Consider the following 25,393-nt stretch of genomic DNA (forward strand, 5'->3'; position numbering starts at 1 on the left):
GGGTTCCTACCATGAACGGCAGGGCGGCACGAGAGGAAAGCGGCGGCGCAAAGGGCAGGCCGCTGCGGTGAGGCGGGCTCAGCGCACCTGGTCAAGCAGGCGCTTGCATTCGAGCAGATCATAGAGCGCTTCCTGCAAAAGCGCCCTGTCCTCCTTGCCGACAGATGTCTTTCCGACGGAGATCTCCGGCGTTTCGTCATTGCCGCCCACGAAGGAGAAGAAGCGGCGGCTGGCCGGTGCCTTGGCGCGGCCGACGATCTGATCTTCTTCGGGATTGCCGAGTTTCGGCTGCACCTGCTCTTCGATATTGGCCGCCGCCAGCGCTTCGACCGTTGCCAGGTCGCCGCTGGCGATGGCTGCGACGAACTTGTTGCCGTTCATCTTCAACAGCTTCTGCACGCCCTTGATCGTATAGCCGTGATCGTAAAGCAGATGGCGTATGCCCTTGAGCAGATCGACGTCTTCCGGCCGGTAATAGCGGCGGCCGCCGCCGCGTTTCATCGGCTTGATCTGCAGGAAGCGCGTCTCCCAGAACCGCAGCACATGCTGCGGCAGGTCGAGATCGTCGGCCACCTCACTGATGGTGCGAAATGCATCCGGGCTCTTGTCCATGTCTTCCCCCATTCCGCATCGTGCGATCGATCATGCAAATCCGGCTCGCGGCCTTGCACCCCGAGTCTAAACTGCCGTCGCTGCGGATGATTACACGAATCATGCGCATTTCAACGGCTTAAGGACGTGTTTTCAACCACTTTAATGATGGAGGATGAAATTAGAGCGCCGGGGATTGCGGTTTCAACTTGGCCTTGCGCTGCAGATGCGCCTTGAGCACGCGCTGTTTCAGCACGTTGGATGCCTTGAACGTCATGACGCGGCGCGGGGAAATCGGCACTTCCTCGCCGGTTTTCGGGTTTCGCCCGATGCGCTCGTTCTTGTCGCGAACCTGGAACGTCGCGAAGGAGGAAAGCTTGACGCTCTCGCCGCGCACGATGGCGTTACAGATTTCATCGATCACGGTCTCCACCAGTTCGGCCGATTCCGTTCGCGAAAGACCGACCTTGCGAAAAACCGATTCGGCCAGGTCTGCTCGTGTTACCGTTTTTCCGCTCATCTTCCCCCACCGATTTTCTTGTAATATCGATTAGCCCGGAAAGAGTATTGCCCTTGTCCATTCCGGTCAAGCGTCTGCACCATATCACATTTTTTTACCAGCGCAGCAGCACGGAACCCCAGGTGAAGCCACCCCCCATCGCCTCAAGGAGGACGAGATCACCCTTTTTGATGCGGCCGTCGGAGGCTGCGACATTCAGCGCCAGCGGAATGGAGGCTGCCGATGTGTTGCCGTGGAGATCGACGGTGACAACCACTTTCTCCAGCGGAATACCCAGTTTCTTCGCCGAACCGTCGATGATGCGGCGGTTGGCCTGGTGCGGCACCAGCCAGTCGAGATCATCGGCCGTCGTGCCGGTCGCCTCGAAGGCGGCCTCGATCACGTCGGTGATCATGCCGACCGCATGCTTGAAGACCTCGCGGCCTTCCATGCGCAGATGGCCGACCGTGCCGGTGGTCGAGGGACCGCCGTCCACATAGAGTTTTTCCCTGTGGGCGCCGTCGGAGCGCAGCTGCGTGGTCAGGACGCCGCGATCGGCGGTCGTGCCCTCGCCTTCCTGGGCCTCGAGGATCAGCGCACCGGCGCCATCGCCAAACAGCACGCAGGTCGTGCGGTCGTTCCAGTCGAGAATGCGCGAGAACGTCTCGGCGCCGATCACCAGAATCCGCTTGGCAAGCCCGCCGCGAATATAGGCGTCGGCGGTGGTGACGGCAAAGATGAAGCCGGAACAGACCGCCTGCAGGTCGAACGCTGCGCCATGATGCATGCCAAGGCGGTTCTGGATATTGACGGCGGTGGCCGGAAAGGTGTTGTCGGGCGTCGAGGTCGCAACGATGATCACGTCGATATCGGCGGGCGTGAGGCCTGCATTGGCAAGCGCTGCGCGGGCAGCCCCCTCGCCGAGCGACGCCGTGGTTTCGCCTTCGCCGGCGATGTAGCGCTGGCGTATCCCGGTGCGCTGCACGATCCATTCGTCGGACGTGTCGACCTTGTCTTCCATTTCGCGATTGGTCATCACCCGCTGCGGGAGTGATGCCCCGAAACCGCGAACCACAGAACGGATCATACTTTTCAAACCTCGTCTGCCGTGCCGGTCGCTGCACCTTCGGTAGGGCGCGAGGCATGGTATTTTTGCAAATCGTTTTCGATCTTGGCCTTCAGGCCGTTGCGGACCATGTCATAGCCCACGTCGATAGCGGCTGCGAAACCTTCCGCATCCGTTCCTCCATGGCTCTTGATCACGACACCATTAAGGCCAAGGAAGACGCCGCCGTTCACCTTTCTGGGATCCATCTTTTCGCGCAGCCGGTCGAAGGCGCCCTTGGCGAGGATATAGCCGATCTTGGCCAAAAGCGTCCGCGACATCGCAGCCCGCAGATACTCGGCGATCTGGCGCGCCGTGCCTTCGGCAGCCTTCAGCGCGATATTGCCGGAAAAGCCTTCGGTGACCACCACATCCACCGTGCCGCGGCCGATATCGTCACCCTCGACGAAACCGAAATAATCGATGCTGTCGATGCCGGCTTCACGCAGCAGGCGTCCGGCTTCCTTGACCTGCTCCTGGCCCTTGATCTCTTCCACGCCGACATTGAGCAGACCGAGCGTCGGACGCTCCACCTCAAACAGCGCGCGCGCCATGGCGCCGCCCATTAGGGCGAAATCCATCAGCTGCTGTGCATCGGCGCCGATCGTCGCGCCGACATCGAGCACGATGCTTTCGCCCTTCAGCGTCGGCCAGATGGCCGCGATTGCGGGGCGCTGGATGCCCTGCATCATCCGCAGGCAAAACACCGACATAGCCATCAGCGCGCCGGTATTGCCGGCAGAGACGACCACATCGGCCTCGCCCTTGTTGACGGCTTCGATCGCCTGCCACATGCTGGCCTTGCCACGGCCGCGCCGCAGCGCCTGGCTCGGCTTCTCGTCCATGGCGATCGCCAGTTCCGAGGCATGAAAGGTGCTGCTGGCCTTGAGCTTCGGATATTTTTCCAGAAGGGGAGCACATTGCTCTTCAAGACCGTAGAGCGCAAAACGGATATCGGGATGCCGCTCGAGCGCCTTGGCGGCGCCTGGAATGACGACCTGCGGACCGAAGTCGCCGCCCATCACATCAAGAGAAATTCTGACCACGCGTGCCCTATCCTTTTTTCCTGCCACACTGCATGTTTCGTTCCGGCGCAATCAGTCTGGGCGATGGAGACACACGTGTTTTCATGACGTTTGAGACGTAACGGCCCCACTCACGGGACAAAACGGCCCAACGGGCTGGATTTCGGCCAAAATACCGTTTTTCGCTGACGTGACAACCGATTTGTGCCACGTGCCGTTGCGGACTCAGTCCTTTTTCCAATCCTTGAGGGCTGCGAAGGGATTTGGGCGGACATCGTCTTTTTCGCTGCTTTCGATCCGCTCGCCAAAGCTCGCGCCCTGCTTGCGCGGGTAGGGGTCGATGGCCAGTGCTGCGTGTTCGGTCACGGCCAGACCGACATCGATCGTGTCACCACTGAACATGTCGGGAAGGTCCGGGCCTTCCGGATCGAGAATCATCTCGCCGCTATCGTTGGCGGCAATGCGCGCCAGCCGCGATCCTTCCGGCACGAAGATCGCTTCGACGGGCTCGTCAATGTATGATTGCACCGGCTCCAGCGTGACGACGCAGGCCTGGACGATCTTTGCCTGGACCCGGCCCTTGATCTTGACGCCATCCCGCTTCCAGCGCGCGATCTGCAGCTCCGATGTCAGCGACTTGACCTCCAGCACATTCCAAAGGTCGCGCAGCGCCTTCAGTTCGGCCTCGTCGGCTGTCAGACGCACCGTCACGGCGTTGGCTGAGATATTGCCGACCTTCACGGGATAGGAGAATGCGGGCTTTTCGTCATGGTGCATGGTCTGGTCCTTTCGGGCGGCGATACCGCCCAAGATAGTGCTTGCGGCCATTGCGAAGCGCCGGCCTTGCGTCTTGCGACGACGATCAGGCGGCCGCCGGCGGCAGGTCGATCCGGCCAGTTTCTACGACATCCTCGCCTTGCTGCGCAAGCTGGGCCTCGGCGGACAGAAGATAGTCAGCAAGGCTAAGCATCGACAGCGCCTGATCGTCCGTCTCGGGATGGAAATTGCGCTTCAAGGCGGCGGCCAGCTCATCGCGATCGCGGCGCTCCAAGGCGGCGGCATAGCTTTCCAGACGGCCATAAAACATCGAGGCCAGCTTCTTCATGCGCTTGGGCACGCCGACGTCGCCGACGCCGAGTTCGCGGATCGAGTGATCGACATCCTCGAAAAATGCGTCGATGATCTCCTGGGCGATCTCTTGGCCGGCGCGTTGCGAGCTGCGGGTGCGGCGGAAATAGAGGATCAGCGATGCCGACAGCATCTCGAAACGGCCCATCACGGTGTCTGGAACATCAAGGTCGGTATAGAGATACGGACGGCGGGCGGCGGCGGTCAAAAGCGCATATTGGCGCTTAACTATGGCCGTATTGCCGTTTTTTTTACCGAACAGTCCGAAGATCATCATAAAGCCCAAGTTTGACTGCTTCAAAATGCGCAAGCGCGCGCATCCTGTTATTGCATGATTGCGGAAGCTGGTTTACCGAAGCAGGCACGAAATGCAATGGCGCATCTGCCAGCGTTACCTTGAGGGAGATGTCGTTGACGAAACGGTATTTCAGGTCAGACATGAAATTTCTGAACAACGTCGCTTTTACATTGGCAATTTGCGTAACCACCCTTTCCGGCTGCAAGACGGCCGAGATGCTGAATACCGGCGAAACCCTCAATCAGGGCTATGTGGTCGATCAGGAGACGTTGGCGCTTGCGCCTGTCGGCTCCAGCCGCGAGCAGGTGGTCCTGTCGCTTGGCACGCCATCGACCACGGCGACCTTCGACAATGAGGTGTTCTACTACATTTCACAGAAGCGTCAGCGCCCGGTCGCCTTCATGAAGCCGAAGCTGGTCGAACAGAGCGTACTCGCCGTCTATTTCGACAAGGATGGCGTCGTCACGCAGCTGGCGCATTACACGCTGCAGGACGGCAAGGTCTTCGACATGATTTCCCGCACGACGCCGACCGGCGGCAAGGAAATGACCTTCCTCAGCCAGGTTCTCTCCGGCAATGGTATCGGCAAGAGCATGGCGAATTCGGTGTTTGGGAATAACAGCACCAGCCGGAACCGCTAAAAGCGAAAGCCCGTACGGCGGTTGCCGTTCCGATCGGTTTCCAGTCTCATCCTCCGCGGCATCTCTGATGCCGCGGAGTATCAATTTCAGGCTACTTATCCCGCAAGAACAGCAAGAAGCAGAAGCGCTACGATATTGGTGATCTTGATCGCCGGATTGACGGCGGGACCTGCCGTATCCTTGTAGGGGTCCCCGACTGTATCGCCGGTGACGGAGGCCTTGTGGGCTTCCGACCCCTTCATGTGGCGTGTGCCGTCCTTATCGACGAAGCCATCCTCGAAGCTCTTCTTGGCATTGTCCCAGGCGCCACCGCCGGACGTCATCGAAATCGCCACGAAGATGCCGTTGACGATCACGCCGAGCAGCGAGGCACCGAGGGCTGCAAAGGCAGACGCCTTGGAGCCGGAGATGAGCAGCACGCCGAAATAGACGACGACGGGCGCCAGGACCGGCAGAAGCGACGGCACGATCATTTCGCGGATCGCCGCCTTCGTCAGCATATCGACGGCACGGCCATAATCCGGGCGGTCGGTTCCAGCCATGATGCCCGGCTTTTCCCGGAACTGGCGGCGGACTTCCTCGACCACGGCACCGGCCGCACGGCCGACGGCCGTCATGGCGATACCGCCGAACAGGTAGGGGATGAGACCGCCGAAGATCAGGCCGGCGACGACATAAGGGTTGGACAGATCAAACGAGATCGTTCCGACATCGGCGAAATACGGGTATTTGTCGCCATTGGCGGCAAAATATTTCAAGTCGTTCGAATAGGCGGCAAACAGCACCAGGGCGCCGAGACCGGCAGAGCCGATCGCATACCCCTTGGTCACGGCCTTGGTCGTGTTGCCGACCGCGTCCAGCGCGTCGGTCGATTTGCGGACTTCCGGGGGAAGACCGGCCATTTCGGCGATACCACCGGCATTGTCGGTGACCGGACCGAAAGCATCCAGTGCCACGATCATGCCGGCAATGCCGAGCATGGCAGTGACGGCAATGCCGGTGCCGAACAGGCCTGCCAGCTGGTAGGTCGAGATGATGCCGCCGACGATGACGATCGCCGGAAGCGCCGTCGATTCCAGCGACACGGCAAGGCCCTGGATGACGTTGGTGCCATGGCCGCTGACGGACGCCTGGGCGATGGAATTGACCGGCCGCTTGTTGGTGCCGGTATAGTATTCGGTGATGACAACGATCAGCGCGGTGACCACGAGGCCGAGAATGCCGCAGATGAACAGGTTGGTGCCGGTAATGTCCTTGCCCTCGACGGTGCCGATCGAGCCCCAGCCGATGGTCAATGACGTTGCGATGGCAAGGCCGACGATCGACAACAGGCCGGTGACGATCAGGCCCTTGTAGAGCGCGCCCATGATCGAACCGTTCGAGCCGAGCTTGACGAAGAAGGCGCCGATGATCGAGGTGATGATGCAGGTGCCGCAGATGGCGAGCGGATAGCTCATCACGAGGCTGAGATTGGCCGCGCCGGCAAAGAAGATCGCCGCCAGAACCATGGTGGCAACAATCGAGACGGCATAGGTTTCGAACAGGTCGGCCGCCATGCCGGCGCAATCGCCGACGTTATCACCGACATTGTCGGCGATGGTGGCGGGGTTGCGCGGATCGTCTTCAGGAATGCCCGCTTCCACCTTGCCGACGAGATCGCCGCCGACATCGGCACCCTTGGTGAAGATACCGCCGCCGAGACGGGCGAAGATCGAGATCAGCGAGGCACCGAAGCCGAGCGACACGAGAGCGTCGATCACCTCACGCGAGCCTTCGGCAAGGCCAAGGCCGGCCGTCAGGACGAGATAGTAGATGGTGACGCCGAGCAGTGCCAGGCCAGCCACCAGCATGCCGGTGATCGCACCGGACTTGAAGGCGATATCGAGACCCGCTGCAAGACTGACGGAGGAAGCCTGCGCGGTGCGCACATTGGCTCTAACCGACACATGCATGCCGATGAAACCGGCCGCACCCGACAAAACAGCGCCGATCAGGAAGCCGATGGCGGCTGTGACGGAGAGAAGGAGCCAGGCACCGACAAAGACGACGGCACCGACGATGGCAATGGTCATATATTGACGTGTGAGATAGGCCTGCGCCCCCTCGCGTATGAAGCCTGCAATCTCTTGCATGCGGGCATTGCCCTGATCGGCAGACAGCACCGACCGCGTCGCCCAGATGGCATAGACCACCGAAAGCAACCCGCATGCGATAACGCCCAGAAGTATGGTCATTTCGCGATTTCCTCCGTTTAGCCTGCGGGCTCACTCCGTTCCACAGGCCCCCAAAAAGCGCTGCAGACCAAGCCTCCTCTTCAAGCGCGGGCTGCATACGTGGCTGCAGAGTGCTGTGGCGAATCGGGATCGTCAAGCCGCCATAAAAGGAAAAACCCACGTTTTTCGGTAGGTTGGCGGCGGCTTACCGGTCGGCAATACAACTTTTGGAGATAAACCTCAGGCGGCGCGCCGTCTTTCGGCGGCAAACAGCGAAACGAGCAGCAAAAGGCAGAATGCCGTCACCGGCCAGACGGCGGCGCTGAGCATGTCCCAGCCATAGGCGGTCAGCACCTTGCCGGAGCCGAAGGAGGCAATGGCAACGGCGGTAAACAGGATGATATCGTGAAAACCCTGAACCATGTCGGCCTCCTGCGGCCGGTAGCTGGAGGCGACGATCGCGGTCGAGCCGATGAAGCCAAAGTTCCAGCCAGCGCCCAGCAGGATCAGCGCGCCCCAGAAATTCCACAGCGCAATCCCCGCATGCGCCACCAAAGCACACGCCATCAGGATGACCAGCCCGGCGGCGACCACCCTCTCCGCCCCATAGCGGCTGACCAGCATGCCGGTGAAGAAGCTCGGCGCGAACATGGCCAGCACATGCCACTGGATACCGAGCGTCGCGAGGTCCTGCGAGAAGCCGCAACCGACCACCATGGCAATCGGCGCTCCGGTCATCATGAAGGTCATCAGCGCATAGGTGGAGATGCCGCAAACCATGCCGGTGAGAAAACGCTGCGTCAGAACGATCTCGCGCAACGGGCGCACCGGCCCCAGGGATTGGGCTCCTGCGGCAGGGCGCTGATCCGGCAAACGCAGAAATGCCAGAATGGCGATTGCGGCAAGACAGGTGGGAACCAGCGCAATGAAAGCGCCGGCAAAGAAGACCGGTGCCAGCGCGTCCTTGGTGAGGATGACGAGTTGCGGCCCCAGCACCGCCGACACCATGCCGCCCGCCAGAATCCAGGAGATTGCCCGTGGTTTGTAGAATGGGGGAGACGCATCGGCAGCGGCGAAGCGCAGTTTCTGGGTGAAGCCGCCGGCGATGCCACAGATGCAGAAACCGAGCGCCAACAGCCAGAAATCGCTTTGAAACAGCGCATAGGCGGCCATCAGGCCGCCCCCGGCCCCCAGAAGCGCACCGGTCATGAAGGCTGCCTTGCGGCCCAGAAACCGGGACATGGCCGCGACGAAGATCGCGCCGAGCGCCACGCCGACATTGAACCCGGTCAGCGGTGCCGTCGCCAGCGACTTGTCCTCGCCGAGCAATTGGTAGCCGGCGACCCCGCCGACGGAAAAGACGATGGGGCCAATAGTGCCGAGAATGGCTTGCGCTGCCGTCAGCAGATAGACGTTGCGGCGGGCACCGCGCAGGTCATGATCTATGCCCTGCCCTTCGCCTGCCTGATCTGTCATCGCAACGCTTACTTCTTGACGTCGGTTCTGATCGTGCGGGCGATCCGGTCGAGCACGGCGTTGACCAGCTTGGGCTCATCATCTTCGAAGAACGCCTTGGCGATCTCGACATATTCGGTGACGATGACGGCGACCGGAACATCCTTGCGTTCGCGCAGCTCGAACGTGCCGGCGCGCAGGATGGCGCGAACGGTCGAATCGAGACGCGACAGGGCCCAGTCGTCCTGAAGGGCGGTGCCGATCAGCGGATCGAGCAGGCGCTGGTCGCGCACGACGCCGGCAACGATCGAACGGAACCAGGAGGCATCCGCCTTCAGATAGGTATCGCCGTCGATCTCCTGGCCGAGACGATGGGTCTCGTATTCGGCGACGATCTCCAGAACGCCGGTTCCGCCGACATCCATCTGGTAGAGCGCCTGAACGGCGGCAAGACGCGCCGCGCCACGCTGGTTTGCCTGCTTGATCGGCTGCTCGGCCGGCGGATTGGTCGGAGTATCGCTCACTGCTCGCCGCCCAGCTTGATCTTCAGGTCGATCATGGTGAGCGCCGCGCGGGCCGCAAAGCCGCCCTTGTCGCCTTCGCTCTTCTTGGCGCGGGCCCAGGCCTGCGCGTCGTTTTCGACGGTCAGGATCCCGTTGCCGATGGCCAGGCTTTCGCTGACGGTCAGATCCATCAGCGCGCGCGAAGATTCGTTGGCGACGATGTCGAAATGATAGGTCTCGCCACGGATGACCATGCCGAGCGCGACAAAACCGTCATACTCGGTGCCGCCATTGTCGATGCCATCCAAAGCCATGGCGATTGCCGCCGGGATTTCGAGTGCACCTGGCACGGTCACGACGTCATAGGTCGCGCCGGCTTCCTTCAGCGCCGATGTGGCGCCATCAAGCAATGCGTCGGCCATATCGTCATAGAAACGCGCTTCCACAATCAGAATATGTGGTTTTTCGGTATCTGACATTTGTCACCTGTCTGAAATTGGGGGCCGGACATCTCCAGCGCAGGCGGCGGTCAAATCACGCCGGAGCCCGGTTGGCAAGCAATTTTCGCGGCCTTGGCCGATTTGACCGGGCGGGCACGCATGGTTGCAGCCGATAATACCGCAATTGCCGCCATCTTTTCAACCTGATGGCATCTCTATAGAGGTTTTGTCGAGGTGGAGAAAAACATGACAAAGATGCAGAAACCCGTCGTCAATCCGGCGGAGCTTACGCTTGAACATTCGCAAAACGGCACGTTCTTTGAATCCCGTGACGCATCTTTCGGGGCGCAACTGGGCCTGCAGGACCTCGGCATCGGCTATAGCGAGGTGCCGCCGGGAAAATCCAGCTGCCCGTTCCACAATCACCATATCGAGGAAGAGCTGTTCGTCATCGTCAGCGGGCAAGGCGAGTACCGCTTTGGCGCCAACCGCTATCCGGTCAAGCCCGGCGACGTGCTGGGCGCGCCGGCCGGTGGTCCCGAGACCGCCCATCACCTGATCAATACCGGCACCGTCCCGCTGGCCTATCTGTCGATTTCGGCCAACGCCAAGGCTGAAATCGTCGAATATCCGGATTCCGGCAAGTTCCTCGCCAAGTCGCGCGCCACGCCCGGCAGCAAGCCCGTCTTCCGCTTTGTCGGGCGCGCCGACAGCGCAACAGATTACTGGGACGGCGAGCCAGGAATCTGATCAAATACCGGCATCGCCATTTCACACGGACCTTCCCATGCACAGCGTCCCTACCATTGAAACAGAACGCCTGATCCTGCGTCCCTACCGCCGCGACGACTTTACACCCTATGCCGCGCTTTTCGCCGATCCCGAAGTCACGCGCTTCATCGGCGGCGTGCCGTTTTCGCGCGAGCAGGCCTGGACGCGCTTCCTGCGCCAGGTCGGCATGTGGCACTATTTCGGCTTTGGCTTTCTGGCCTTACAGGACCGCGAAACCGGCCAGTTTATCGGCGAGGCCGGTTTTCACGATGTCCACCGCAGCATCACGCCCTCGCTCGAAGGCACGATGGAAACCGGCTGGGCGCTCTCGCCGCGCTCCCACGGCCATGGACTGGCAACCGAGGCCGTCAGCGCGGCGATGAAATGGGGCGACCAGCAATTTCCGTCGCTGAAGAAGACCTGCATCATCGATATCAGCAACCGCGCCTCACTCCGAGTGGCCTCGAAGCTGAATTTTAGGGAAACCGGCCGCACAACCTATCACGGGGCGAATGTGGTCATGCTGGAACGCTGATCCGCCGGTTACGCATACACCAGAACTATTGGCAGACTTCCCGGATGCCGGCACGGCATGAACTGGGCCACCCTTCCGTCATCCCAAGATCGGGCCGCACCGTCAGGCAGCGCCGAAATGAGAAGGCTGCAGTACCGAGGAAGGCGTAGGGCAGCCGACGTTTCCTGCGGCTGCAATGTGCTATTTTCAAGAGCCTGTCACGCTGCCCAAGCTTCGCCGGTTGCGGCCTATCCGTAACGTGGGAGCGGCACTGCAGGCGCATCGGTTGCGCCATCCCGGTCCACGTGGGGGCGTCAACAGGAGGAATGACTGCCAGTTTACGTTCGGGAACCAACATGGCGAATATCAAAGTATATAGCGGCTTCGGTTTTGACATCCGCGACACCGATTTCAGCGAAATCCTCGCTGCGGTATCCTACACCAGCAATGCCACCAGCTTTATTGCCAACTATACGATGGGCCGGGAAGAATTCTTCGGCACCGGCTTTGTCTACGACAGAATGGGCGGACCCACCGGCGGCACCGTCAGCAGCTTTTCCACCTGGTATCAGGCCACGCAGGCCTTCCTCGTCAGCGGCATCAATGTGTCTCTCGCCGGAATTTTTGCAGCGGCCAACACAGCCTCCACCACCGACGATCTCAACCTCATCGCCGGCGCCCTGACCGGAGCCGACCGGTTCGACGGCGGCGATGGTGCCGATTACGTCATGCTTTTCGGCGGCAATGACGTGGCGACTGGCAACGATGGCAATGACACTTTGTTTGGAGGCGCCGGAAACGACACCTTAAGCGGTGGCAATGGCGCCGACTGGCTGAGCGGCGACGCCGGTGCCGACAAGCTTGATGGCGGTGCCGGCATCGACACTGCATCCTATGCGACGGCAACGAAGGGCGTGACGGCAAGCCTTGCCAATGCGGCTATCAATACCGCAGATGCCAAGGGCGACACCTATGTCTCCATCGAAAACCTGGACGGTTCGCGCTTTGCCGACAAGCTCTACGGCAACGCTCTTGCCAACCAATTGTCCGGCGGGGCCGGCAACGATCTCCTGTCCGGCGGTGGCGGTGCCGATATCTTGATTGGCGGCGCGGGCGCCGACAGGCTCGATGGCGGCTCAGGCGCAGACACCGCATCCTATTTGGGCGCGACGGCCCGCGTCGTGGCGAGCCTTGCCAATGCGGCCGGCAATACCGGCGACGCGAAGGGTGATGTCTATGTGTCCATCGAAAACCTGAGCGGCACGGCCTATGCCGACAAGCTGTCTGGCAATGCCGGCGCCAATATTTTGTCCGGCGCGGCGGGCAACGATGTCCTGTCGGGCAATGGCGGCAACGACACGCTGTATGGCGGCCTCGGCGCCGACATTCTGACAGGCGGCGCAGGTGCGGACACGTTCGTGTTCAAGTCTCTCCCGGAGACGACGGTCGCTGCAAGCGGCCGCGATACGATCCTGGACTTTTCCGGCACCGGCGGCGACCGGATCAACCTGTCCGCCATCGATGCCAATTCCCTCCTATCCGGTGATCAGGCATTCACCTTCATCGGGACGGCGGCGTTCAGCGGCAAGGCGGGTGAGCTGAAATACAGCAAGCAGGCATCCGACACCTATATATACGGCGATACGAATGGCGACGGGAAAGCCGACTTTGCCATCCATCTGGATGATGCGGTCGTTCTGACGAAGGGCTATTTCATTCTGTGAACTGGAGAACGGGATACATACGGCAGATTTTGCCCACCGCATGCATCGTCCAAGGGATCGCCTTTCGATTGCAGCAGATATCTGCGGCGCAGGCTACTACTCGGCCTTCGGTGCCGGGAATTCCGCCAGCCGGGCGGCATAGCGTGCCATCGTATCGACTTCGAAATTGACGAAATCGCCAGCCTTGCGCTGTCCCCAGGTCGTCACATCCAGCGAATGCCGGATCAGCAGCACGTCGAAATCCGTACCATTGACGGCATTGACCGTCAGCGACGTACCGTCCAGCGCGATGGAGCCTTTCGGCGCCACGAATTTCGCCAGATGATCGGGTGCGCGCAGGCGAAAACGCGTCGCCTCGCCTTCCGCCTCGACGGAGAGGATTTCGGCCTTGCCATCGACGTGACCGGAGACCAGATGGCCGCCCAGTTCATCACCGATCTTCAGCGAGCGTTCCAGGTTGATCTTCTGGCTGGCCGTCCAACTTGAAATCGTGGTCAGCCGCAGCGCCTCTTCCCAGGCCTCGACCTCGAACCAGCGGCCGTTTGCGCCGTCTTCCGGCAGCGTCGTGACCGTCAGGCAAACGCCGGAACAGGCGATCGAAGCGCCGATGTCGATGCCCTTGGGATCATAGGCGGTAGCGATGCGCAACTTGATGCCCTCATCCAGCGGCGTAATGGTTTCAACTGTGCCGATATCGGTGATAATGCCGGTAAACATCAGAGCGTTCTTTCGTATTCATAGGTGTCGAGCAGGTCGTCGCCGAACGTGTCTGTCCGCCGGTGAACGAAGCCCACCGGGATCAGCTTGCGGTCAAGTGGGGATGGGACCCCCTGTTCGCCAAGGGTTAGCGGCGCGGTAAACAGAAGAATCCGGTCAACCAGTCCGTCATTGAGGAATTGCTGCGCCGTGCGCGCGCCGCCTTCGACCAGAAGCGAGGATACGCCGCGCGTGGCAAGCGCCGCAAGCAGATCGGCCGGCGCCTTCGGGTCACAGACCACGACCTCGACACCGGCTGCCTCCAATGCCTGCTGGCGCTCGAGAAAGGCGACCGAGCCGTCGCTCTCGCCGGTGACGATCAGGACCGGGACAGCGCGTGCCGTTGTTGCCAGCTTGGAGGTCACGGGCAGGTTGAGATCCCCGTCGATGACGATGCGCAGCGGCGAGCGATGCTCCAGCCCCGCAATCCGCGTGGTCAGTTCCGGGTCGTCGGCAATGGCGGTGCCGATGCCCACAAGGATTGCATCGGTTTCCGATCGCAGCCGGTGCACGATGTCACGGGCGGGAGCGCCGGTAATGCTCACCTGCCCCTGCCCCTTGATACCGATCATGCCATCGGCAGAAACGGCAAGTTTCAGAGTCACATAGGGCCGGTTGTTGCGCTTGCGCATGAGGTAGCCCTCAAGCTCGCGCTCGCCCTCTTCCTCCAGCACGCCGGTGACGACTTCGATACCGGCATCGCGCAACTTCTCCAGCCCATGTCCGCAGACACGCTCATCCGGATCGACGACGGACACGACGGCACGGGCGATGCCGGCGGCAATCAGGGCATCGGCGCAGGGCGGCGTCTTGCCATGGTGGGAACAGGGTTCGAGCGTCACATAGGCCGTCGCGCCGCGCGCGGCCTCGCCGGCGGCGGCAAGCGCCTGCGTCTCGGCATGCGGCCTGCCGCCAATGGCCGTCACCGCGCTGCCAACGATCTTGGCGCCTTCGCCATCGTTGCGGACGATGACGCAGCCGACGGACGGATTGGAACCGGTGGCACCCAGATGCTGGTGTGCCAGGCGCAGTGCCTCGGCCATAAAACGCTCGTCGTCAGCCAGTTCCGTCATGTCGATGCCATCCCTCACCCTGCAAACGTCAAACGCCGCCCTTTCCGGCGGCGCAAGTCCTTGGCGTCAGGCGCCAGGATCGCGTGCGATCTTGGCGCTGATCTCGGCAATGACCTTCTCGAAATCGTCCGCATGGGAGAAATCGCGATAGACCGAGGCGTAGCGGACGAAGGCGACGTCATCGAGACCTTTTAAAGCCTCGAGCACCTGCAGGCCGATTTCCTCGGACGGAATTTCCGTCTCGCCGGAGCTTTCCAGCCGCCGGACGATGCCGGACACCGCCCGCTCGATGCGGTCACGATCGATCGGCCGCTTGCGCAGCGCGATCTCGAACGACCGCAGCAGCTTGTCGCGGTCGAACGGCGCCTTGCGGCCGGTCTTCTTCAGGATCATCAGCTCGCGAAGCTGCACCCTTTCGAAGGTCGTGAAGCGGCCGCCGCAATCCGGGCAGATGCGCCGGCGGCGGATGGCGGCGCCATCCTCCGCAGGACGGCTGTCCTTCACCTGGCTGTCTTCCGATCCGCAATAGGGGCAGCGCATTCGAGCTCCTTCATCAGACGTCGTCGATTACAGGTAGGGATACATCGGGAAACGGTCGGTCAGCTTGACAACCTTTTCACGCACACCGGCTTCGACCACAGCATTGCCTTCATCGGAATTGGCGACCTTGAGGCCATCGAGAACCTCGACGATCAGGTTGCCGATTTCGCGGAAGTCGGCTTCCTTGAAACCGCGCGTCGTACCGGCCGGCGTGCCGAGGCGGACACCGGAGGTGACGAACGGCTTTTCCGGATCGAAAGGGATACCGTTCTTGTTGCAGGTGACATAGGCGCGGCCAAGAGCTGCCTCGGCGCGCTTGCCGGTGGCGTTCTTCTTGCGCAGGTCGACCAGCATGAGATGGTTGTCGGTGCCGCCCGAGACGATATCGAGGCCGCCGGCAACCAGCGTTTCCGACAATGCCTTGGCGTTCTTGACGATCTGGGCTGCATAATCCTGGAACTCCGGCTGCAGCGCTTCGCCGAGCGCCACGGCCTTGGCGGCGATGACATGCATCAGCGGACCGCCCTGCAGGCCGGGGAAGACGGCCGAGTTGAACTTCTTTGCCAGATCCTCGTCATTGGTGAGGATCATGCCGCCGCGCGGGCCGCGCAGCGATTTGTGCGTGGTGGTCGTGGCAACATGGCAATGCGGGAATGGTGACGGATGCTGGTTGCCGGCAACCAGGCCTGCAATATGAGCCATATCGACCATCAGATAGGCGCCGACTTCATCGGCGATCTCGCGGAAACGCTTCCAGTCCCAGATGCGGGAATAGGCGGTACCACCGGCGATGATCAGCTTGGGCTTGTGCGTGCGGGCCGATTCGGCCACCGCATCCATATCCAGGAGGTTGTCACCTTCGCGCACGCCGTAGGACACGACGTTGAACCACTTGCCGGACATGTTGACCGGCGAACCATGCGTCAGGTGGCCGCCCGAGTTGAGGTCGAGGCCCATGAACGTGTCGCCCGGCTGAAGCAGCGCCAGGAATACGGCCTGGTTCATCTGCGAACCGGAATTGGGCTGGACGTTGGCGAAATTGACGCCGAACAACTTCTTGGCGCGCTCGATGGCGAGTTCTTCGGCGATATCGACGAACTGGCAGCCGCCGTAATAGCGCTTGCCCGGATAGCCTTCCGCATATTTGTTGGTCATGATCGAGCCCTGGGCCTCGAGCACGGCGCGCGAAACGATATTTTCGGACGCGATCAGTTCGATCTCATGGCGCTGGCGGCCCAGCTCCTTTTCGATCGCACCGAAAATATCCGGATCGGTGTCGGCCAGCGAACGGCTGAAGAAAACATCGGGGTTGACGACGGAAGCGCTCATTCTCAAAGCTCCTTAAGAGGCGGTGGCACGGTGTTTACCGTCCTCGCATGGCAAGGGCAATACGGGCTGTGCGATTTGCGCCATTTCCCCCATTCGCCGCGCCCGGCAGGCAAAGAAAAGGCCGCGCCCCTGTCAAAGGAACGCGGCCTGTCTCGATATCGGCAGATAAGGCTTATTGCGGCAGGTTGTCGCGCTCGACGGAACCGGCTGCCTGCTCGATGCCGGTCGTGGTCTGCAGCGCCAGTTCCTGCTCGCCATCCATCTCGTAGATATCGTCGCGGAACTGCACGACGCCGTCGGTTGCAGCCCAGGCAGTGATATATTTGAAATAGACGGGCACTTCGACCGCAAGCTTGATCGGGGAGTTCTGGCCCGCACGGATCGTCGCCTCGATCTGCTGGCGCGACCAGCCGGGCGTGTCGCGCAGCAGCCAGGTCGTCAGGTCGCGGACGTTCTGGACGCGCACGCAACCCGAGCTTTCGAACCGGGCGAGCTTGTTGAACAGGCCCTGCTGCGGCGTGTCGTGCATATATTCGTTGTTCGGATTGTGGAAGTTGATCTTCGTGGATGCCATGGCGTTGGTCTTGCCGGGATCCTGGCGGAAGGTCAGGTTCGGCGCCTTCTCGGCATTCCAGTCAATCGTTTCAGGCGCAACCTCGTTGCCCTTGCCGTCGATGAGACGGATTGAATTCTTCTTCAGATATTCCGGATCCTTGCGCATCAAAGGAACGATGTCCTTTTCGACGATCGAACGCGGCGATGTCCAGTAGGGGTTGAGGATAACCTCATAGATCTTCGAATTGATGATGTGCGTCTGGCGGCTGATCCGGCCGACAACGGCGGTGTGGCGCGTTGCAACGCGGCCATTTTCGACCGCTTCGATATAAGCGGCTGGAATGTTGACCAGCACGTAGCGTTCGCCCAGATCACCCGACATCGACTGCAGGCGCACGATATTGGTGTTCAACTGGCCGAGCCGCACATCGGCAGCGATATTCAGCGCCTTCACCGAATATTCGCCGAGCACGCCGTCGGACGGCAGGCCGTGACGGGCCTGGAAGCGCTTGACTGCGCCATCGACATAGCTGTCGAAGGAATTGGAAATACCGGCGGAACGCGGCAGGTCGCCTGAAATGATCAACCGTTGGCGCAGGGCCTGAACGGAGGGATCGGAGACGCCCATTTCCAGGCGAACCGGCGAATTGACCTGCGGCCAGCCGCCGGCCGAGACGATCTGCTGATACTGGCCGATGGCGTTCTGGGTGTTGGCGAGCGTGTCCATGCCGAAGATCGGCGTGTTGGACACGACGGCCGTGGCAGATCGCGAAGCCTTGGCATCGAACTGGTCGTCCCAGGTGCCGCGGCGCGGCGCATTGATGATGTCGTCGAGCGCGTCCTGCGCCAATGCGCCGCCGGCCCATGTTGCAGCGCCGAAAGCTGCCACCGAACCAAGGAAGCCGCGGCGCGAAAGTGCATCAATTCCGGTTTTCTTCGACATGTTTCCTACCATTCAAATGCTGCTACGCAAACCGCAGAGCTATCACGAACACGGTTAACAAACGTAAACTATGACCTGCCGTTTCCTGCCCGCCGTTCACATTTGTGAGATGACGAACGCAAAGAGCGGCCAATCGCCGATCAGCGACAGAAGCAACGCAAAACCCGCATTCTCTGGCATCGTCGCTGTCATAGTAATATGGCCGATTCGTGTCACCGGCAGGCAGCACCAGCCTTCGCTGCATCGGCCGTTTGCCGGCGCGGCATTCGGGAGACACTGCCCGCCGCGCTCGCTTGACTTGAAACTGTGGGAAGACACCACGCCGTCTTATGTCGATAACACATGGATAAAGGGAATATCGGGCCTAAAGGTGCTGCCGGATCGGCCGGAGACCGCCAAGGGCAATGATGCGCAGCACCCCGGAGAGCAAAGCTTCAATCCGGGCGATGGCATCGGTTCATCAAGGTGGCGCCTGCCACCCCGTCCGCTTCTCGTCCTGCGGCCACAAAGCCGCAGGAGAGGAGAAACAGCAGTCAGCAAGCCATTGCTTAGAGCTTGTACAACATGGTGTCGTTCCAGAAGCGGTCGAGGCGCTGCAGGAGCTTGTTCATCTGGCCGAACTCGTCGGTGCCGATGCCGCCGACCTTCTGGATCGAACCGATATGGCGTTCATAGAGCTTGGCAACCGTTTCGGCGATCTCCTGGCCCTCGTCGGTCAGGCTGATGCGGACCGAGCGGCGATCGACGCGCGAGCGCTGGTGATTGATGAAGCCGAGATCAACCAGCTTTTTAACATTGTAGGATACGTTGGAGCCGAGATAGTAACCGCGCGAGCGCAGTTCACCGGCGGTCAGTTCCGAATTGCCGATGTTGAAGAGGAGAAGCGCCTGGACGGCGTTGACGTCGGAGCGGCCCGAGCGGTCGAATTCGTCCTTGACGACGTCGAGCAGGCGGCGGTGAAGACGCTCAACCAGGTGAAGGGATTCCATGTAGAGCGAACGGATCGCATCTTCGTGGGGATCTTTGACGGTAACGGCCTGCGGTTTCATTTTGGTGTTCATGATGACTGCCTCACTGTTTTGTTTGGCGGTGTATGTTTCTCTTCCCGCCTTGAGGTAGACACTATCGAATACGTATAAAATTCTACTTAAACACCAGCCTTAACAGCGCCTTACTATCCACAGCCTTTGTCTCAGGGTAAATCAATTCTTGCAGCCTTCGCCAGGCGGGCCCGCTGATGCAGGATCGCGGCCCGGAAAAGCACGAAGGTAACGGCCACTGCGGCATGCAGAATGACGATCAGCGGCTTGGCCCCGAAAATCTGCGGATAGACCTTGAACATGACGATTTCCGCGCCTGCTGCCACCACCCAGATTACAGGCCCCCAAGACACCAGAAGCCACAATCCCAGCGCCGCCACGGGATAAATGACGGCCAGCGCCGTCGCCGCCACCCGCCACGGAACCGGCAACAGATCAAACCGCCCGCCGCCGCCGAACGAAAAGCCGATCAGCATTGCCCAATAGTTCAGCCCGAACCAGAAACACGACACCGCCACCAGCCGCAGGAAAAATCCGAACAGTGTTTCGGTCAGCGACAATTTGGGGATTTTGACAGAATCAAGGGCCATGGCGGCGAAGATAGGCCGCAGGCAGGCGCTTTGCCAGACGGATATTTTTGAACTCTATGGCTGCCGTCCCTCTCTCAAAAAAGTCTGCGGCATTTAACAAAGTTAATTGTAAGAAGACCCTCATTGAGAAAAAAATCCCACACCCGGCCGCTTGGCAGTCTGACCGGGCACGCCAGAACTTGATATTTGGCCTCCCCCCGGGGGAGGCCTTTTTTGGCTGCTGAGCATCCCTACGTTCATAACCCTGGCACCCCAGAGGAAGCCGCACACTCCCTCTTCTCCCCAGCGGGGAGAAGGTGGCCCGCAGGGCCGGATGAGGGGGCCACACGCACATTCATAGAAAACATGAACCCACAAAACTAAGGCAACTGCGCCCGAAGACTTCAAGTTTGTGCCGCGCCGCCCCCTCATCCGCCCTTCGGGCACCTTCTCCCCGCTGGGGAGAAGAGGAAACGTTACCTCCCCCTTCAAGGGGAAGGTAAGAGGAAGCCGCACACTCCCTCTTCTCCCCAGCGGGGAGAAGGTGGCCCGCAGGGCCGGATGAGGGGGCCACACGCACATTCATAGAAAACATGAACCCACAAAACTAAGGCAACTGCGCCCGAAGACTTCAAGTTTGTGCCGCGCCGCCCCCTCATCCGCCCTTCGGGCACCTTCTCCCCGCTGGGGACCGTTGCATAATCGTCGAATTGACTGATGTGGCCGCAGGATAAGCGAGTTCTTTTGCCCTGGCTCGGTCGCCTGAGCAGGTTCTGGGCCGGTTAGGGGTGGTTTTTTCAGTTTCTGGGCGCGGTGCGGCCTTGGTCAGGTGGCCATTGTCACCCAGCGGCGCATGTTGAAGGCGATGGCGGCCATCAGCACCTGCGCTTCCGCCTTGGCAAGGCCACGATAGCGGATCAGGCCAAGACCCATGCGATGCTTGAGCGTGGCGAACGTCGTCTCGACGGCCGCCCGCCGCCGCGATATCAGCCGGTTGAACTGTTCAAGCCGCGGCGGCAGAGCGCGATGGTGACGGTTGGGCCGGCGCATCAGCCGTGGCTTGATGCCCTTGTCCTTCAAGGTCTGTTCGCGGGTATGGGTATGATAGGCGCTGTCGGCCATCACGCAGGCCTCGTCGCCGATGATCAGGCGGTCAGCGACGATGGTGTCGTTGACATTGGCCGGCGTGGTGACAATCCTGCGGATCAGGCCGGAACCTTCATCGACGCCGACATGGGCCTTGTAGCCATAGGCCGAACCGGCCTTGCCCTTGCGCAGGGTGAAGCGGGCATCCGGATCGCTCGGCGCCGCACGCTTCAACCGGCCGGTAGGATCGTCGCGGTCCATGCCGGAGATCGCGGCATCGAAGTCGCGATTGCGGCCTTCGGGCGGCCTTGCCGCCGTCGTTTCGATAACGGTCGCATCCAGCATCGTGCCGCGCCGCAGGATCAGGCCGGCGGCATCCAGTTGCCGGTCGAGTTCGGCAAACAGCGTGTCGAGCAGCGCTTGGCTGACCAAAAGGTTGCGGAAGCGGCAAAGCGTCGAATGATCGGGAACCGTCTCATCCAGCGCAAGGCCGACGAAACGCTTGAACGACAGCCGGTCGCACAGCGCTTCCTCAAGTTCCATGTCGGACAATCCGTAAAGCGACTGCAGCAAAAGCGCCTTGAACATCACAATCGGCTTGTAGGCCGGACGGCCGGCGCTCTTGTCGTCACGCAGACGGTTGAGATGCTTCTCGAAACGATACCACTTCACCAGCGACGACAGCCGCTCCAGACGACCGGCACCCTTGCCTTGCGGCATCAGCGCATCCACAAAACTGAACTGGCCACCATTCCGAACCGACATCGCACCATCTCCGCTGCTCGTAACAACAGAGAATCACAACCACAGAATTTTGCAACGGTTCCCGCTGGGGAGAAGAGGAAACGTTACCTCCCCCTCAAGGGGGAGGGTAAGAGGGAGCGTGGGGACGGTGAAACGCCGCACCCCAATCGTTTTCCTTTGCGCATTGCCCATGATAAACCGCGACGAGATAAGACGAAGCTGACGAAAGACGATATCATGACCGACAAGACCCATGCCGTGGATCTCATCACCGGCCACCGCCGCATGCGCCGCAACCGCAAGGCCGACTGGACCCGCCGGATGGTGCAAGAAAACCGGTTGACGGTGGATGATCTGATCTGGCCGATCTTCGTCGTTCCCGGCACCAATATCGTCGAGCCGATCGAGGCCATGCCCGGCGTCAACCGGATGAGCATCGACAAGGCCGTGGAGGCGGCAAAGCTGGCTGCCGATCTCGGCATCCCTGCCCTTGCGACCTTTCCGAATGTTGATATTTCGCTGCGCGACGATACCGGCTCCAACAGCCTTGCCGAGAACAACCTGATCAACGAGACGACGCGGGCCATCAAGAAGGCCGTGCCCGATATCGGCGTCATCACCGATGTGGCGCTCGATCCCTTCACCAGCCATGGCCATGACGGCATCCTGCGCGACGGCGAAATCGTCAATGACGAGACGGTGGCGCAGATCGCCATCGCCGCCGTGATGCAGGCCGATGCCGGCGCCGACATCATCGCACCGTCAGACATGATGGATGGCCGCATCGGCGCCATCCGCCATGCGCTGGATGCGGCAGGCCACCAGAATGTCGGCATCATGGCCTATGCCACCAAGTTCGCCTCCGCCTTCTACGGCCCCTACCGCGAGGCGATCGGCACCAGTGGCCTGCTCAAGGGCGACAAGAAGACCTATTATATCGATCCCGCCAACGGCACCGAGGCGATGCGCGATGCAGCACTCGATGTCGAGGAAGGTGCCGATATGCTGATGGTCAAGCCGGGCCTGCCCTATCTCGATATTTGCTGGCGGATGAAGGAAAGCTTCGGCCTGCCGGTCTTTGCCTATCAGGTCTCCGGCGAATATGCGCAGATCAAGGCCGCTGCCGCCAATGGCTGGATCGACGGCGAACGCGTCATGCTCGAAACCCTGCTTGCCTTCAAGCGTGCCGGCTGCGACGGCATTCTCAGCTATTTCGCTGTCGATGTGGCCCGCATTCTCGCCAAGCGGTAACGCCCGCTGCCGCCGATCGGCGCAAAAACGTAGCGTGCCGTCAGCCGGGCGTGCGAAAAATGCGGACCCGGTTGCGGCCGGCATCCTTGGCCCGGTAAAGGGCGGCGTCGGCCTGGACGAGAATATCGCTCCAGGTCCGGCCGGTGCCATCCGCCACGCCAAAACTTGCCGTCACGATCAGCATCGTGCCATCGGGTGCTTTCAGCGGGCTTTTCTCCAGCGCCATCCTGAGCTTGCGCGCACCCCAGGCGGCCTCGGCCAGCGAGCCGGCGGCCAAAAGGATGGCAAACTCCTCACCACCGAAACGGGCGGCATAACCGGAGCTCTGCGTGGACTGGCGCATCAAATCGGCGATGGCGCGCAGGACGAGATCGCCGAACGGGTGGCCGTGGCGGTCGTTGATCGACTTGAAGTGGTCGATATCCAGCAGGATGAGGTAGCGCGCCCTGCCCGTCTCCATCTTGGCCGCATGGTTCTCCAGCGCACGGCGGTTGAGAAGACCCGTCAGCCCGTCGGTTGCGGCGAGGATTTCGAGTTTGCGGGTCAGCACCGCCCGTTCGCCGAGCCGTTGTCCTAAGATGCCGATGGCGCTATAGAGCCGCATGATTTCCGGGACTTCGCCGGTTGCCGCCGCGAGATCGGCGGGGCGCTCTTCGGCCAGCGCGATGACGGCCTGCGCCCCTTTCAGCAAGGGCCGCAGGATATAGATCTGGACAGCCGCAACGAGACCGAGAACCAGCAGCAAAAGCACGGCCGTTGCCAGTCCGCTGCGATAGAGTGCCAATAGCGCCTGCCGCTCGCCGGCCTCGAACTCGGCGACGATCTCGGCCAGATAGAATTTTCTCAACTCTTCCAGCGGCTGCATCAGCATGACGTAACGCTGCGTGAAGGCCGCGCCATCCGTCGAGAAACGGCCGCTGCGGCTGCCGAGCGCCATCTGCTCATCGATCAGCGCCATGCCCAAGCGCATGAAGATTTCTTCCACCTCCTGACGCTTCAGCCGGATCAGGTCCGATACCGGCGACGCAGAGCGCGGCCCGACCAGATCCCAGGCTTCGAGCAGCCTGCCGCGCGCGGCATTGCTGGCGGCGATGTCCTGCGGCGTCAGCGCGGTCCCCGCCGCCATCGGCGCAATCACATAGGAGCCCAGACGCCCGGCATATTCGCGCAGGTCGCTCAGCGCGATGCCCTGCACGACGATGGCGGCGAGATCGGGATCGCGCATCAGGATCTGGCCGCTCTGCCATTCGATGATCCGCCGGTAGGAATCTCTGGCCGCAAACATGGCGCCAATGGCCGCGTGGATTTCCTCGTACCGGCGGCCTTGGCGCGGCTGCCTCAGGATCGCATCGATCAGCCCGCGCGCTGATGTCAGCCCGGCGCGCACACCATCGATCATGACATCCGGCATATCGCGCCGTTTCAGCTCATCCAGCGCTGCGTTGGTATTCTCGACGGTCTGCTTCCATTTCGACAGCGCGTCGGTCCGCTCGGCATCCCCAGCGGTCATCAACGTATTTGCCGGTCCTCTTTCTGCGGATATGAGGTTTGCCGCATCGAAAATGGCCGTGAACTGGCGCATGTTTTCCGCGCCGGCTTGGGCGTTGCGGAAGGCATCGACGGAGTCCGATATGGTCGAGGTGGCGAGCAGAAGTGTGCAGATAATGGCCAAAACCGCCATGAACCAGAGACGGCCGCGAAGTCCACCAAGCCGGCCGCTATCGCTATAACTATGGAATTTGAGGGGCATGTGAAGGAACCATTGAACTGCGCAAGTGCCTGATGCTATTCGACAAACGGGAGAGAAGACAATGCTTTTTATGAGGGTGAGCGTCCCAGTTTTGCCGTGCTTGGCCGTCGAACAAAGACCGGCGGGAAGGATGGCTGAGAGACCGTGATGAGGGGTTGCATCAATGCTTGCGGTTCAAAAGCCAGAGGCTGATGCCGGCGCACTCTCCTTGGCCATATATCTGGCCGCCCATGGATTTGCATTTTTGCTGCCACTTCCCATATCAGGGGAAGAACTGGAGAAACGGACATGAGCGTGCAGGACGAAAACCTTCGAATTCCAAGCAATGACTGGCGGGCCTATCAGGGCGTGCTCAGCCGCCGCGTCATGGCGTTCATCATCGATTATGCCATCGTCGCGCTGTTGTGGATTCCCGCTGCCGTGATCGTGTTTTTTCTCGGCATCCTGACGTTCGGCCTCGGCTTCTTCCTGTATCCGGTGCTTTTTGCCGGTCTGGCCATGCTCTATTTCGGCATGACGGTCGGCGGCCCCAAACAGGCATCGCCGGGCATGAACATGATGGGCCTGGCCATTGCCCGCACCGACGGCAGACCGATGGATTTTCTGACGGCCATCGTTCATCTGGTGATCTTCTGGATCGGCAATGCCATTCTCACGCCGCTGGTGCTGCTTGTCGGCCTTTTCACCGATCGCGGCCGCCTGTTGCATGACCTCTTGATCGGCACGGTCACCGTGCGCCGCGACGCCTATTGATTCGGCGGCATATGATCTTTTATCGGCCTGCGGCGGAGTGCGTTGCGTCATTCCGCCACTGTTGTTGAGCTGATCACCTGAAAATGACAGGCTTGCG

At 61.1% G+C, this 25,393-nt stretch carries 26 protein-coding genes; 6 read left to right on the forward strand and 20 right to left on the reverse strand.

Features of this window, described 5'->3' with window-relative positions; genetic code table 11:
* Positions 1 to 78 precede the first annotated feature (78 nt).
* From PYR65_RS15570 to PYR65_RS15600, 7 genes are all read right to left on the reverse strand, one after another.
* Positions 79 to 612: a MerR family transcriptional regulator gene (locus tag PYR65_RS15570; RefSeq protein ID WP_060641263.1), complete on the reverse strand. Its 534-nt coding sequence runs from the start codon at positions 610 to 612 to the stop codon at positions 79 to 81.
* A gap of 160 nt (positions 613 to 772) precedes the next feature.
* On the reverse strand, positions 773 to 1,111 hold the full coding sequence (locus tag PYR65_RS15575; RefSeq protein WP_060641264.1) for an integration host factor subunit alpha: 339 nt from the start codon (positions 1,109 to 1,111) through the stop codon (positions 773 to 775).
* Between the two features lie 94 nt (positions 1,112 to 1,205).
* A complete protein-coding gene (locus PYR65_RS15580; protein WP_060641265.1) occupies positions 1,206 to 2,177 on the reverse strand; it encodes a beta-ketoacyl-ACP synthase III in 972 nt (323 codons plus the stop codon).
* A 5-nt stretch (positions 2,178 to 2,182) separates the two neighbouring features.
* A complete protein-coding gene (gene plsX / locus PYR65_RS15585) occupies positions 2,183 to 3,241 on the reverse strand; it encodes a phosphate acyltransferase PlsX (RefSeq protein WP_276118614.1) in 1,059 nt (352 codons plus the stop codon).
* Between the two features lie 204 nt (positions 3,242 to 3,445).
* Positions 3,446 to 3,997: a YceD family protein gene (locus PYR65_RS15590; RefSeq protein WP_276121074.1), complete on the reverse strand. Its 552-nt coding sequence runs from the start codon at positions 3,995 to 3,997 to the stop codon at positions 3,446 to 3,448.
* An 85-nt stretch (positions 3,998 to 4,082) separates the two neighbouring features.
* On the reverse strand, positions 4,083 to 4,622 hold the full coding sequence (locus tag PYR65_RS15595; RefSeq protein ID WP_276121075.1) for a ubiquinol-cytochrome C chaperone family protein: 540 nt from the start codon (positions 4,620 to 4,622) through the stop codon (positions 4,083 to 4,085).
* A complete protein-coding gene (locus tag PYR65_RS15600; protein WP_276121132.1) occupies positions 4,600 to 4,788 on the reverse strand; it encodes a hypothetical protein in 189 nt (62 codons plus the stop codon). Before PYR65_RS15600 ends, PYR65_RS15595 begins: the two co-directional genes overlap by 23 nt.
* Here PYR65_RS15600 and PYR65_RS15605 point away from each other — a divergent pair.
* Entirely contained in the window at positions 4,754 to 5,287 is a 534-nt protein-coding gene (locus PYR65_RS15605) for an outer membrane protein assembly factor BamE (RefSeq protein ID WP_060641267.1), read from the forward strand. The genes PYR65_RS15600 and PYR65_RS15605 overlap by 35 nt on opposite strands.
* A 95-nt stretch (positions 5,288 to 5,382) precedes the next feature.
* On the opposite strand, the gene PYR65_RS15610 is transcribed toward PYR65_RS15605, so the two are convergent.
* The 4 genes from PYR65_RS15610 to ribH form a co-directional block, all read right to left on the reverse strand.
* Positions 5,383 to 7,521 (reverse strand): sodium-translocating pyrophosphatase, encoded by a 2,139-nt coding sequence (locus PYR65_RS15610; protein WP_276118615.1) that lies wholly within the window; start codon positions 7,519 to 7,521, stop codon positions 5,383 to 5,385.
* 219 nt (positions 7,522 to 7,740) lie between these two features.
* Positions 7,741 to 8,976, reverse strand: a complete 1,236-nt coding sequence (locus tag PYR65_RS15615; RefSeq protein WP_276118616.1) for an MFS transporter — start codon at positions 8,974 to 8,976, stop codon at positions 7,741 to 7,743.
* Between the two features lie 8 nt (positions 8,977 to 8,984).
* Positions 8,985 to 9,479: a transcription antitermination factor NusB gene (gene nusB, locus PYR65_RS15620; RefSeq protein ID WP_060641270.1), complete on the reverse strand. Its 495-nt coding sequence runs from the start codon at positions 9,477 to 9,479 to the stop codon at positions 8,985 to 8,987.
* Positions 9,476 to 9,937 (reverse strand): 6,7-dimethyl-8-ribityllumazine synthase, encoded by a 462-nt coding sequence (ribH, locus tag PYR65_RS15625; protein ID WP_276118617.1) that lies wholly within the window; start codon positions 9,935 to 9,937, stop codon positions 9,476 to 9,478. The genes nusB and ribH overlap by 4 nt, the downstream gene beginning before the upstream one ends.
* Positions 9,938 to 10,144: 207 nt before the next feature.
* Here ribH and PYR65_RS15630 point away from each other — a divergent pair, with 207 nt between their 5' ends.
* The 3 genes from PYR65_RS15630 (at position 10,145) to PYR65_RS15640 (ending at position 12,907) form a co-directional block, all read left to right on the forward strand.
* Positions 10,145 to 10,648 (forward strand): cupin domain-containing protein, encoded by a 504-nt coding sequence (locus PYR65_RS15630; protein WP_276118618.1) that lies wholly within the window; start codon positions 10,145 to 10,147, stop codon positions 10,646 to 10,648.
* Between the two features lie 37 nt (positions 10,649 to 10,685).
* Entirely contained in the window at positions 10,686 to 11,204 is a 519-nt protein-coding gene (locus PYR65_RS15635; RefSeq protein WP_060641273.1) for a GNAT family N-acetyltransferase, read from the forward strand.
* Positions 11,205 to 11,539: 335 nt separating this feature from the next.
* Positions 11,540 to 12,907 carry a calcium-binding protein gene (locus PYR65_RS15640; protein WP_276118619.1) on the forward strand — a complete coding sequence of 456 codons (1,368 nt, stop codon included), beginning with the start codon at positions 11,540 to 11,542 and terminating at the stop codon, positions 12,905 to 12,907.
* Between the two features lie 96 nt (positions 12,908 to 13,003).
* On the opposite strand, the gene PYR65_RS15645 is transcribed toward PYR65_RS15640, so the two are convergent.
* From PYR65_RS15645 to PYR65_RS15680, 8 genes are all read right to left on the reverse strand, one after another.
* On the reverse strand, positions 13,004 to 13,624 hold the full coding sequence (locus PYR65_RS15645) for a riboflavin synthase (protein ID WP_276118620.1): 621 nt from the start codon (positions 13,622 to 13,624) through the stop codon (positions 13,004 to 13,006).
* The gene (gene ribD, locus PYR65_RS15650) at positions 13,624 to 14,736 is read right to left on the reverse strand and encodes a bifunctional diaminohydroxyphosphoribosylaminopyrimidine deaminase/5-amino-6-(5-phosphoribosylamino)uracil reductase RibD (RefSeq protein WP_276118621.1); all 1,113 of its coding nucleotides are present in this window, start codon (positions 14,734 to 14,736) and stop codon (positions 13,624 to 13,626) included. The genes PYR65_RS15645 and ribD overlap by 1 nt, the downstream gene beginning before the upstream one ends.
* A 66-nt stretch (positions 14,737 to 14,802) precedes the next feature.
* Positions 14,803 to 15,276, reverse strand: coding sequence for a transcriptional regulator NrdR (gene nrdR / locus PYR65_RS15655; RefSeq protein ID WP_037107514.1), 474 nt, complete (start codon positions 15,274 to 15,276; stop codon positions 14,803 to 14,805).
* A 27-nt stretch (positions 15,277 to 15,303) separates the two neighbouring features.
* On the reverse strand, positions 15,304 to 16,605 hold the full coding sequence (gene glyA / locus PYR65_RS15660; RefSeq protein ID WP_060641277.1) for a serine hydroxymethyltransferase: 1,302 nt from the start codon (positions 16,603 to 16,605) through the stop codon (positions 15,304 to 15,306).
* A gap of 172 nt (positions 16,606 to 16,777) precedes the next feature.
* Complete coding sequence (locus PYR65_RS15665) at positions 16,778 to 18,103, reverse strand: L,D-transpeptidase family protein (protein WP_060641278.1); 1,326 nt, start codon at positions 18,101 to 18,103, stop codon at positions 16,778 to 16,780.
* A gap of 548 nt (positions 18,104 to 18,651) precedes the next feature.
* Positions 18,652 to 19,164, reverse strand: coding sequence for a transcriptional regulator LdtR (ldtR, locus tag PYR65_RS15670; RefSeq protein WP_060641280.1), 513 nt, complete (start codon positions 19,162 to 19,164; stop codon positions 18,652 to 18,654).
* Positions 19,165 to 19,295: 131 nt separating this feature from the next.
* Positions 19,296 to 19,733 carry a DUF6163 family protein gene (locus PYR65_RS15675; protein ID WP_060641281.1) on the reverse strand — a complete coding sequence of 146 codons (438 nt, stop codon included), beginning with the start codon at positions 19,731 to 19,733 and terminating at the stop codon, positions 19,296 to 19,298.
* Positions 19,734 to 20,537: 804 nt separating this feature from the next.
* Positions 20,538 to 21,563, reverse strand: coding sequence for an IS5 family transposase (locus tag PYR65_RS15680; RefSeq protein ID WP_276118622.1), 1,026 nt, complete (start codon positions 21,561 to 21,563; stop codon positions 20,538 to 20,540).
* Positions 21,564 to 21,779: 216 nt separating this feature from the next.
* Between PYR65_RS15680 and hemB the strand changes: the two genes are divergently transcribed.
* Positions 21,780 to 22,793 (forward strand): porphobilinogen synthase, encoded by a 1,014-nt coding sequence (gene hemB, locus PYR65_RS15685; protein WP_276118623.1) that lies wholly within the window; start codon positions 21,780 to 21,782, stop codon positions 22,791 to 22,793.
* A 40-nt stretch (positions 22,794 to 22,833) separates the two neighbouring features.
* Here hemB and PYR65_RS15690 read toward each other — a convergent pair whose 3' ends face one another.
* Positions 22,834 to 24,543: a GGDEF domain-containing protein gene (locus PYR65_RS15690; RefSeq protein WP_276118624.1), complete on the reverse strand. Its 1,710-nt coding sequence runs from the start codon at positions 24,541 to 24,543 to the stop codon at positions 22,834 to 22,836.
* Between the two features lie 288 nt (positions 24,544 to 24,831).
* Between PYR65_RS15690 and PYR65_RS15695 the strand changes: the two genes are divergently transcribed.
* Positions 24,832 to 25,296 (forward strand): RDD family protein, encoded by a 465-nt coding sequence (locus PYR65_RS15695; RefSeq protein WP_276118625.1) that lies wholly within the window; start codon positions 24,832 to 24,834, stop codon positions 25,294 to 25,296.
* Positions 25,297 to 25,393: the final 97 nt, after the last annotated feature.

The organism is Pararhizobium qamdonense (assembly GCF_029277445.1).
GTDB classification, from domain to species: domain Bacteria; phylum Pseudomonadota; class Alphaproteobacteria; order Rhizobiales; family Rhizobiaceae; genus Pararhizobium; species Pararhizobium qamdonense.